The organism is Nostoc sp. CCY 9925 (assembly GCF_963920935.1).
Lineage (GTDB): Bacteria > Cyanobacteriota > Cyanobacteriia > Cyanobacteriales > Nostocaceae > Nostoc.
Genome location: NZ_CAWUDO010000063.1, coordinates 41,879 through 51,540 on the forward strand (window position 1 = coordinate 41,879; position 9,662 = coordinate 51,540).

The 9,662-nt window shown below is 41.8% G+C and carries 11 protein-coding genes; 8 read left to right on the forward strand and 3 right to left on the reverse strand.

Features of this window, described 5'->3' with window-relative positions:
- Positions 1-130 precede the first annotated feature (130 nt).
- The gene (locus ACM0OY_RS26255) at positions 131-1,438 is read left to right on the forward strand and encodes a dihydroorotase (RefSeq protein ID WP_414571759.1); all 1,308 of its coding nucleotides are present in this window, start codon (positions 131-133) and stop codon (positions 1,436-1,438) included.
- 54 nt (positions 1,439-1,492) lie between these two features.
- Positions 1,493-1,663: a hypothetical protein gene (locus tag ACM0OY_RS26260; RefSeq protein ID WP_414571760.1), complete on the forward strand. Its 171-nt coding sequence runs from the start codon at positions 1,493-1,495 to the stop codon at positions 1,661-1,663.
- Here the strand turns inward: ACM0OY_RS26260 and ACM0OY_RS26265 are convergent.
- From ACM0OY_RS26265 to ACM0OY_RS26275, 3 genes are all read right to left on the reverse strand, one after another.
- Positions 1,658-2,755 (reverse strand): GUN4 domain-containing protein, encoded by a 1,098-nt coding sequence (locus ACM0OY_RS26265; protein WP_414571761.1) that lies wholly within the window; start codon positions 2,753-2,755, stop codon positions 1,658-1,660. The two genes, ACM0OY_RS26260 and ACM0OY_RS26265, sit on opposite strands and share 6 nt — an antisense overlap.
- A gap of 216 nt (positions 2,756-2,971) precedes the next feature.
- Positions 2,972-3,706: a Ycf66 family protein gene (locus ACM0OY_RS26270; RefSeq protein ID WP_414571762.1), complete on the reverse strand. Its 735-nt coding sequence runs from the start codon at positions 3,704-3,706 to the stop codon at positions 2,972-2,974.
- On the reverse strand, positions 3,706-3,888 hold the full coding sequence (locus tag ACM0OY_RS26275) for a hypothetical protein (protein WP_414571763.1): 183 nt from the start codon (positions 3,886-3,888) through the stop codon (positions 3,706-3,708). The genes ACM0OY_RS26270 and ACM0OY_RS26275 overlap by 1 nt, the downstream gene beginning before the upstream one ends.
- A gap of 155 nt (positions 3,889-4,043) precedes the next feature.
- On the opposite strand from ACM0OY_RS26275, the gene gndA reads away from it, so the two are divergent.
- The 6 genes from gndA to ACM0OY_RS26305 all read left to right on the forward strand — a co-directional run bounded on the left by gndA (position 4,044) and on the right by ACM0OY_RS26305 (position 9,611).
- Positions 4,044-5,477 carry an NADP-dependent phosphogluconate dehydrogenase gene (gene gndA / locus ACM0OY_RS26280; RefSeq protein WP_414571764.1) on the forward strand — a complete coding sequence of 478 codons (1,434 nt, stop codon included), beginning with the start codon at positions 4,044-4,046 and terminating at the stop codon, positions 5,475-5,477.
- 244 nt (positions 5,478-5,721) lie between these two features.
- On the forward strand, positions 5,722-6,126 hold the full coding sequence (gene rplU, locus ACM0OY_RS26285; protein WP_414571765.1) for a 50S ribosomal protein L21: 405 nt from the start codon (positions 5,722-5,724) through the stop codon (positions 6,124-6,126).
- Between the two features lie 39 nt (positions 6,127-6,165).
- Positions 6,166-6,447 (forward strand): 50S ribosomal protein L27, encoded by a 282-nt coding sequence (gene rpmA / locus ACM0OY_RS26290; protein ID WP_414571766.1) that lies wholly within the window; start codon positions 6,166-6,168, stop codon positions 6,445-6,447.
- Positions 6,448-7,139: 692 nt separating this feature from the next.
- Positions 7,140-7,676: a hypothetical protein gene (locus tag ACM0OY_RS26295; RefSeq protein ID WP_414571767.1), complete on the forward strand. Its 537-nt coding sequence runs from the start codon at positions 7,140-7,142 to the stop codon at positions 7,674-7,676.
- 349 nt (positions 7,677-8,025) lie between these two features.
- Positions 8,026-9,225, forward strand: coding sequence for a sigma-54-dependent Fis family transcriptional regulator (locus ACM0OY_RS26300; protein ID WP_414571768.1), 1,200 nt, complete (start codon positions 8,026-8,028; stop codon positions 9,223-9,225).
- The gene (locus ACM0OY_RS26305; RefSeq protein ID WP_414571769.1) at positions 9,222-9,611 is read left to right on the forward strand and encodes a response regulator; all 390 of its coding nucleotides are present in this window, start codon (positions 9,222-9,224) and stop codon (positions 9,609-9,611) included. Before ACM0OY_RS26300 ends, ACM0OY_RS26305 begins: the two co-directional genes overlap by 4 nt.
- The last annotated feature ends 51 nt before the right edge of the window (positions 9,612-9,662 follow it).

A 9,662-nucleotide genomic window follows, 5' to 3' on the forward strand; every position in this document is an offset into this window, starting at 1 on the left:
GATTAATCGCGTCTGTACAAGAGTGAGGATTTAGGAGTGAAGAGTTAGGAGTTAGGAATAAAGTTAGAAGTAATGAGCAAAGAGCAAAAAACTTTAACTCATAACTCCTAACTCATAATTAAAAACTTTTATGATTGAACTGCTGCAACAAGTACGGGTAATTGACCCAGTTTCCCAAACCGATGAACTATTTGATGTGCTGATTGCTGATGGTTATATCCAAGCAATGGCTTCGTGCATTTCTGATATCAGTTCTGATACTGACATCAGAGATTGCCAGGGATTAGTTCTTGGTTCTGGGTTAGTAGATTTATATAGCCATTCCGGCGAACCAGGGTTTGAAGAACGGGAAACTCTGGTGTCTCTTTTGCAAGCTGCTGCTGCTGGCGGCTTTACTAGAGTTAGCGTATTACCTGATACATCCCCAGCTATTGATAATCCTGCGCTTGTGGCACAGTTGCAGAAGAGGGTAGGACACGGAGACACGGGGACGCGGGGAGTCAGAGAAATTATTAATACCATCCCCGCATCTCCTCCTCTCCCTCTACTTCATATCTGGGGTGCGGTTACCCTCGATGTTGCTGGGAAGCAAATGACGGAATTGGCAGATTTAGCGTCGGCTGGGGTTGTTGGTTTTACAGATGGTAAGCCTTTGGAAAATTTAGCGCTGGTGCAGCGAGTGTTAGAGTATCTTCAGCCGTTGGGTAAACCAGTTGCATTTTGGCCTTGCGATCGCCAATTAGCTGCAAATGGTGTAATCAGAGAAGGTGCCCAAGCCCTGCGCTTAGGTTTACCGCCAGTACCCGCCAGTGCAGAAACAAGTGCGATCGCTGCAATGCTTGAATTAGTTGCAGCGATCGGCACGCCAGTACATATCATGCGCGTCTCCACAGCCCGCAGCGTGGAATTAATCGCAAGAGCCAAGGCTGCTGGTTTACCCATCACCGCCAGCACTACTTGGATGCATCTTTTACTTGACACAAAAGCAATTAAGAGTTATAATACTAGCTTGCATTTAGACCCGCCTTTAGGCAATGCTAGTGATGTAGCGGCGTTGCGTGCGGGGGTGAGAGGAGGGGTTATAGATGCGATCGCGATCGACCATGCACCCTACACCTACGAAGAGAAAGTCCAGGCTTTTGCTGAGGCGCCAGCTGGAGCGATCGGTTTCGAGTTAGCATTGCCTTTGCTATGGCAATATCTTGTGGAAACTGGGGAATTTACAGCTTTAGAATTATGGGGGGCATTGAGTAGTAATCCAGCAAAATGTTTGGGGCAGAAAATCAATGCAATTAGCCCTCATCAATCAGCAGAATTAACTTTATTTGACCCCCAGGAAACGTGGAAAGTTGAAAGAAAAAATCTACATACAGTTTCACAAAATACACCTTGGCTAGGACAACAATTGCAAGGTCGGGTTGTGCAAACTTGGTGTTAGTTGCGTTCAATTCTGTTAATAGAAATTCTCTGAGTAATTTGTCAATATAGTAATATGATGCCTGTAATTTTGGAAACTTCTGTAGCAACTAACGCCGAAGTTATTGTAACTGGCTATTTATATTTATTGGTGCTGAGAGAATTTAACGCAATTCCCATTTTGAGACCGCAAGAATTTCTCAATAACTTATTTGTTAATATTCACAACTTTGTGTCAGCCTTATAAGTTACACTCTATGAGCTTGGGCGCAAAAATAGAGAAGCAAACTACCCCTAACCCCGAATAATCACCTATACCCCATCCTTTATAAGGAAGGTGTCCTTTGGGACTACTTGTGTTAAATCTGAATTCTGAGTAGTTAAGCCAACGCTGCTGGGTTCTGGTTACGGTTTCTTCCTTGAATCCTAGCAGTTCTAGCAATTTATTCACATTCTCTTTTTCTCCAACTATCTCATACTTAAGCCAACCGACGTATTCGCCAAACTTTTCGTAGTCTTTTCTTTCCCTTTCCCAAATACGCTTTTGCACGCTAAACCCAAAGTGCCCATTGCTATATTTTACCCATAGTTGGTCAATGGTGCGTAAGTCAGCGCAGGGAAAGTTTTCAAAAGATTTAAAATCAAGCGAGCCTTCTCGTTCTCTGCCAGATGCTTTGAGCATAACTGCCAGAGTTTCTTCATCCGCTTGTTTCCATTTTTCAGCTTTAAGTAAATCGTGCAATCGCGTATAGTCAACATCCTTCTCTGAAGACAGGTTATTACTAGTAAATTGATGCTCTTGTCGCACTCTCTCAGCTTCTTCTCGTTCTTTTAGGTTTTGCAGACTCCCGATTTCTTCTTGCTGCCTGAATTTTTGTTTACGTGCCTCGATCAATTTCTCAGCCGCATTCCAAAATCCTTCAGCTACATTAGTAAATGCAGCATCTCGATCAGCCCAAGATGTCACAGGTTCGGCATTTTTGGGTAGTGATTGAAGTTTAGCAAATGGTGTAGATTTCCAATAAATGCTTCGCAGAATAACCGGAATAACACAGGCGTCTCCAGCTTCATGGCGTTCTATTGCTGTTTGAACTTCAACAGTCCAGCAGTATTTGGAAGCAATAAAGTCTGAACTAATAAGCAAGAGAATGATGTCAGCTGTTTTCAAATTTGTCTTAATCTCGTCATTCCACTCCTCGCCAGCTGATATATTGCGATCATGCCAAATTGAAATTACACCTTGGTGTGTGAAAGCACTCAGATGATTAGCTAGTTCGTCTCGTAGAGATTCGTCTTTATGAGAGTAGGAACAGAATACTTTGAGCGATACTTCTGCCATTTTGCGTTTCAGGAGTAGGATTAAGTTACGCTTTTAGCAAATTATAGTATTTTTACCTGATTTTCCTCAGAAGCTAACAGCAGTAGTTTCAGTGGTTTGTTTACGCCATAATAACCAGAGCGATCGCTTTTTTCATGTTGTTCGCTCGATAGCAGAATTAAGTGAAACCCAACATTAAATTAAATATAACGTTGGGTTTTACTAAATTTAACTAGCCTAATTATTTGGTGGCGTTGCATCCGGTGGTGTTTCGGCTGGAGGAGCCAGAGATGCATCTGGAGCAATTTCTTCCACAGGAATTCGTTCTTTATTCTCAGTTTCGGTATCTGGTTGGGCTGCTTCCACCAATTCCCAGGAAGGTGGATTTGGTGGAATCGCTTCTGGTACACTCTCGGTTTTTGCTTCGGTGTCAGTAGTTGCGATCGCCTCCTCTACTGGTTGTTCTGGCGTGGCAGTAGTTTTGTCTATAATCTCAACAGCAGGTTTCTCAGCCAATACAGAGGTAATGTCTTCAGGTTTGGTCGTTGTGGGTGTCTTTTGACCCACAGTTTGTTGCACCTTGCCTTTGACGCCACTCAAGGTGCTACCAATATCCTGTTGCAACTGAGCTAGGCGTTCCTGAAGGGACAATTTATTCACCTGTTGCTGAATGCCAGTTTTCACCGTCTCAGCACTAGGTACTTGGGTTTGTTGTGCCTGTGGTGTTAGTTGCCGACGTAACGAAAGAGTTTGCCAGCCAAACCAGACCAAAAGAGCGACACTAGCCACATGACCAAGCAGCAAACCCCCAGTAATGCGCGGTGCAAACACCCACAAGACTAAGGCGTAGAACAGCCCTACACCACTCCAAATAAAATCATTCTTGCGGTGGATTTCTGGAAAAAAGAAAGCTGATATGTAAATGGCTAAACTACCAAGACCGACCACTAAAGCTAGGACATATGCCAGCATTATTTGGTTACTCCTTTAACTAGGGATTGGGCATGGGGTATGGGGCATTGGGCATTTGGAGTGTGGGGTGGTGGGGTGGTGGGGTGGTGAGGTGTAATTCTCTCCCATCTCCCCATCTCCTCATCTCCCCATCTCCCCATCTCCCCACTCCCTAGTCCCCAATCTATATAAATACAAGCCAATGGTTGATTTAGATACAACTTAAAATTAATTATCTGTGTTAGTTGTGGATTTTTGTCGTTGAGATCAACTCTTAAGGTCTTCTTTAGGAGATCGGCGAAAATCTCGGACTACCCTAAAAGATGAAAGGATCTGCAAGAGTTAGCCAAACAAATTTATGACACTACAAAGCTTTGGTGTGATTGGACTAGCCGTTATGGGCGAGAATATCGCTCTAAACGTGGAACGTAATGGCTTCCCAATTGCAGTTTACAACCGCTCCCGAGAAAAAACGGATGCCTTTATGGCGCAGCGTGCGCCAGGACGGAACGTCAAAGCCGCTTTTACCCTAGAAGAATTTGTCGCCTCATTGGAACGTCCCCGCAAAATCCTTGTCATGGTGCAAGCTGGTAAGCCAGTGGATGCGGTGATTGCTCAACTCAAACCCTTGCTAGACGAAGGCGATATCATTATTGACGGTGGCAACTCTTGGTTTGAAGATACAGAACGACGCACTCAAGAATTAGAACCTGCTGGACTGCGGTATCTTGGTATGGGCGTCAGTGGTGGAGAAGAAGGAGCGCTAAACGGCCCTTCACTAATGCCCGGAGGTACAACCAGTTCTTACGAGTATCTATCACCAATTTTCAACAAAATTGCTGCCCAAGTTGATGATGGCCCTTGTGTAACCTACATTGGCCCTGGTGGTTCTGGTCACTATGTAAAAATGGTACACAATGGCATTGAGTATGGCGATATGCAGCTAATTGCTGAAGCCTACGACTTGCTAAAAAATGTCGGTGGGCTAGACCATAACCAGCTACATGAAGTGTTTGCTGAATGGAACACCACCGATGAACTCGATTCATTTTTGATTGAAATTACCAAGAATATCTTCCCTTACATTGACCCAGAAACAAATCTACCCCTGGTGGATTTGATTGTTGACGCAGCAGGTCAAAAGGGAACTGGACGTTGGACTGTGCAGACTGCATTGGAATTGGGAGTCTCGATTCCCACAATCACAGCAGCTGTGAATGCCCGGATTATATCTTCTATCAAAGAAGAACGGGTAGCAGCATCTAAAGTCCTCACAGGCCCTAGTGGCAAGTATAGCGGGCAAACCAAGGACTTTATCAACAAAGTACGCGATGCTCTCTATTGCTCAAAAATCTGTTCTTATGCTCAAGGGATGGCATTGCTATCCACAGCTTCAAAAACATATAACTGGAATTTGAATCTGGGCGAAATGGCGCGGATTTGGAAAGGTGGTTGTATTATTCGCGCTCGCTTTTTGAATAAGATTAAGAAGGCTTTTAGCGAAAATCCAACTTTGCCTAACTTGCTGTTAGCTCCCGAATTTAAGCAGACAATTCTCGACAGACAGACTGCTTGGCGGGAAGTGATTGCGACAGCTGCAACACTGGGAATTCCAGTACCTGCATTTAGCGCATCCTTGGATTATTTTGACAGCTATCGCCGCGATCGCCTACCCCAAAACCTCACTCAAGCACAACGCGACTACTTCGGCGCACACACTTACCTGCGTCTTGATAAGCCCGGAACCTTCCACACTGAATGGGTACCAATCGCTGAGGCTGATAAAAAATAAACTTTCACACTTACACACCAGCATATTGTGAAAGTTGAAAGAGTTTTCAACTGCAATTTTTATAGTGACTCTGAATTTCAGAGTCATTTTTTTCAATTGACTGAAAACCTTTTAATAGAATATAATCATAGATTGTCTGTCTAATTCCTGCTCGGAACAGGTAGACACATTGCAAAAGCTGGCAAAACCATATCTAAACAAGATCGAAACCAGCTACCTGTACGGCATCTTCAAGGACAATTCCATGACCTACGCAATTATTGAAACTGGCGGCAAACAAATAAAAGTAGAGCCAGGGCGGTTTTACGACATTGAGCTGCTGACAGCCCAACCAGATGAAAAAGTTACAATAGATTCAGTATTATTGGTGCAGAACGATGGCGAAGTCACCATTGGACAGCCACGTGTGTCAGGTGCGACTGTAGAAGGGACTGTACTACGAAATTTCAGAGATCGTAAAGTCCTGGTATACAAAATGAAGCCGAAAAAGAAAACGCGCAAAAAGCGCGGACATCGCCAAGAAGTTACCAGGCTTTTCATTGACTCCATCACTCTTAACGGTACTGTGTTTGCTGCCCAAGCAGTAACGAATGAAAACACTGTTGTAGATGACGCTCCTGCTCAGGAAGCTGAAACCGTTGCAGAATAATAAAGAAAGAAAACAGAAGTAGATACATAAAAGGAAATCATGGCTCATAAGAAAGGAACAGGTAGTACACGCAACGGTCGTGACTCTAACGCCCAACGTCTGGGTGTCAAGCGCTATGGTGGTCAAACTGTACGTGCAGGAAATATTCTCGTGCGTCAGCGCGGCACCAAATTTCACCCTGGTAACAATGTAGGTATTGGTAGCGATGACACTCTGTTTGCCTTAATCGACGGTGTAGTAACCTTTGAGAGAAAGGGCAAAACCCGTAAAAAAGTTAGTGTTTACTCAGCCGCAACAGCCACTGAGGCTGTAGCAAGTTAGAGTTTTGGGGTGGGTAACAGTGCCCACCCTACTCGCATTTAGTAATTAAAAACTACTAATATCTCACTCGCTTTTAGGCATTTACCAAAAGTTAGATTTTTAGGAAATGATAAAATAATTATCTTTTTTCCTTACTCTTCATTAATCATCTGACTTTGGTTTTTTATCTCTTGTGATTGCTAAAATATGGGTAACCTAATCTAAGAGAGAAGGTTTAGACTACCAGGAAGTTGGAGAATATATTAGCTGGCATTGAGTTAAATACAGCTAAAACATCAAAGTAGAGCGATCGCCCATTAAAACACTGTTCAATTTTGCAGTCAATAATGATTTTTTCTTAGTTATTAAGCAAAATTTTGAGTTCCACTACTTTGCAACTAAATGAAGTATACATCTTAATACGATCAATCTTGTGTAGAAGACATCCTGGGTGCTCTTGTATACCTCATTGAGATGAAATCTGCTGTAAGACAGAGCTAAATTCAGGTAAAAAAAGTCTGTTTTTTAGAAGTAGCATGACTGCTTTTACAACCCTCAATAGATTTAAATTGGTAAATAATACAAATTTCAAAAAGAATGCGACAAATAGACCATTTTGTAGCGATTCATCGCGTCTTCATCCTACGATTCATCACATCTTACCCAAGGATGTGTTCAATCATTAATTGAATTGATATAAGTTGAGGTACTTTATGAATTACGTTGTTGCAGTTTTAGCAAACCGAATACAAGCCGAAGCCGCTTATTCTGCGTTGCTAGAAAAAGGTATACCAGATAACCAAATTGACGTTTTAGGTAGTGGCTATAAAAGTGCTGATGAATATAAATTAATTGACCCGAATCAACAAGCTAAAAGAGGACTAAAAGGCTCATTTTACTGGCTGGTACTCTTTGGATTTGTTGCAGGTTATGTTTTCAATTCTTTAACTGGTATCGAAATCTTGCCGACAGTAGGTACAGTTGGGAATCATATTACTGGCGGACTTTTGGGAGCCATTGCTGGTGCTTTAGGTGCTTATTTTGTTGGTGGAAGTGTAGGTTTAACTAAAGGAAGTGAAGATGCTTTACCTTATCGTAATCGGCTGAATGAGGGTAAGTATCTAATTATAGTCAAAAGTACTGAAGAACTTACTCATCGGGCAACTCATGTGTTACGCCAATTTGAGCCTGAAAATATTCAAGCTTATACAGAACCAATAAGTGCGTCAGCATATGTAGGTTGTATTTAGCTATACATAATTGCTCGATTTTTTAAGTGGTCACTGTACGTTATTGCTCAATTTTTGAGGGATCAACACAGCCACTGTTAATTTACTTGTATAATATTCGATCTGATAACGTACAGTAACTTTCTAAATACTCAGGGATTAATTCCGTATTTTTACTGAACCATTTTCCTTTAAGACCTATGTAATCTTGTGTAGCCCAATATCTTTTTATTAGCTCAAGAATTTTGAAATTTCTTTTTCAAACCCAGTTAAAACAAAAATAAAACTAAAATACTAGCTTCTTTCCTGGCTAACTGAGATTAAAGTCTAGAAAATTAAAATCAATCTACTGCTAAGAGTAGTTAGAGCCATGTCTTCTCAAGTGAGTAATGTATTAGAAGCAGGGCGCATATATAGAAGTATAGGCGCAATACCACCCGATCTGTTACGTGCAGATATCTATCGTGCTTGGGAAAGGTCCCACCTGCAAGGAGCTAATCCCCACACTCTACAAGCAGAAAGCCTATCAAGTTTAGATACAGAACGTTTGTTAGAAAAACACAGTTATTTGATCAATGCAGTTCGTCCTTACTTCCGAATACTATCACAGGCAGCTGGGCGGGAACGTCACACAGTAATGTTAAGCAATCATGAAGCTATCCTGCTGGATGTAATTGGCGATGAGCAAACTATAGACGGACCAGAACCATTTCCTCTACCAGGAACACTACTATCAGAAGCCGTAGCTGGTGCTAATGGTATTGGTACAACACTAGCTGAAGAAAATTACACGGAAATCGTAGCAGCAGAGCATTTTATTGATGGGTTTTACCCATTTACTTGTCAGGGAACTCCTCTGCGTAATGATAAAGGGGAAATTGTCGGAGTCTTTAGTATTTCAGTACGCAATCCAGATGCAGGACAGCGCCTCAAAGAGATATTACTGTGTGCTTCCCACGGTATTGAAGCAGAATTTTTGGTAACTAGCCTCGAAAAAGATGTTCGTCATGTACTAGCATCAAATCCCGATGACTATCAGCCGTTAGAAAATCTGCGTCAGGATATTATCCAAGCGCATCAAACAACACGGTTACAACTTGAAATCATCTCTCGAATGGTAGCTGTTAATACTGTAGATTATGCGATGCAATTGCTTCAACAAGCAGAGAAATCAATTCAGATATTTCGTCGTCGTGCTAAAGTTTGGCGTGATTTAGCATCTTTAGAGCGCGGTATACCCCAAGTTTTGATCCTCACTGATGTTGTGCAAGATTTAGTCGATCTTCTATCAACGGAAGCTGCAATTCGGAAGGTTGAAGTTGTCATGCATTTTTCAGAGCCAGTTATGATATTTGCTGATTTAAAAAGCCTTTCACGTCAGATGCTGAGTTATTTTTTGTATGCTTTTGAAAGCGCCAATAAAGGCGGAATAGTAGAAGTAGAACTAGTTACAATACTGCATTCTGAATTAGTACAAGTTAGTTTTCATTCAATTCCAGGATTAAATATTTCTCAATCAGATGTAACTTCGTATATTTTTACCATACCAATAGGAAAAAATGGCCTATGAAATCTAAAAATTTAGTCAGGCGTACAGTACTTATTGCAGATGATGACAACGATAATCGAGCTTTACTTGCTTTTTTACTTGAACAAGAAGGTTGGGAGGTAAAGCAAGCAAAAGATGGCAAAGAAGCTTTAGAAAACGTGTTTCAGGAACAACCAGATTTATTGATTTTAGATCACAGGATGCCTGAATTCACAGGAACTGAAGTATATCAGCACCTTCAAACACGAGGAATTAGTTTAACAATTGTATTGGTTACGGCTTATGGATATCTAGAGGAGTTATCCTCATCTCTAGGCATTTCCTATTTTGTCAGTAAACCATTTGATATTCCAAATTTACTGAACATTATTGAGTCTGCCTATAAAAAATCTCTTGAGCCAGTGTAAGTAGGTCGGTGTTGAAAATTATCGTTATGACAAGGCAGGAGGCAGGAGGCA

Excerpts from the sequence above, each read along its gene's own strand:
- ACM0OY_RS26255 (WP_414571759.1), top strand. The coding sequence starts at position 131 with ATGATTGAACTGCTGCAACAAGTACGGGTAATTGACCCAGTTTCCCAA.
- ACM0OY_RS26260 (WP_414571760.1), top strand. The coding sequence starts at position 1,493 with ATGATGCCTGTAATTTTGGAAACTTCTGTAGCAACTAACGCCGAAGTT.
- ACM0OY_RS26265 (WP_414571761.1), bottom strand. The coding sequence starts at position 2,755 with ATGGCAGAAGTATCGCTCAAAGTATTCTGTTCCTACTCTCATAAAGAC.
- ACM0OY_RS26270 (WP_414571762.1), bottom strand. The coding sequence starts at position 3,706 with ATGCTGGCATATGTCCTAGCTTTAGTGGTCGGTCTTGGTAGTTTAGCC.
- gndA (WP_414571764.1), top strand. The coding sequence starts at position 4,044 with ATGACACTACAAAGCTTTGGTGTGATTGGACTAGCCGTTATGGGCGAG.
- rplU (WP_414571765.1), top strand. The coding sequence starts at position 5,722 with ATGACCTACGCAATTATTGAAACTGGCGGCAAACAAATAAAAGTAGAG.
- rpmA (WP_414571766.1), top strand. The coding sequence starts at position 6,166 with ATGGCTCATAAGAAAGGAACAGGTAGTACACGCAACGGTCGTGACTCT.
- ACM0OY_RS26295 (WP_414571767.1), top strand. The coding sequence starts at position 7,140 with ATGAATTACGTTGTTGCAGTTTTAGCAAACCGAATACAAGCCGAAGCC.
- ACM0OY_RS26300 (WP_414571768.1), top strand. The coding sequence starts at position 8,026 with ATGTCTTCTCAAGTGAGTAATGTATTAGAAGCAGGGCGCATATATAGA.
- ACM0OY_RS26305 (WP_414571769.1), top strand. The coding sequence starts at position 9,222 with ATGAAATCTAAAAATTTAGTCAGGCGTACAGTACTTATTGCAGATGAT.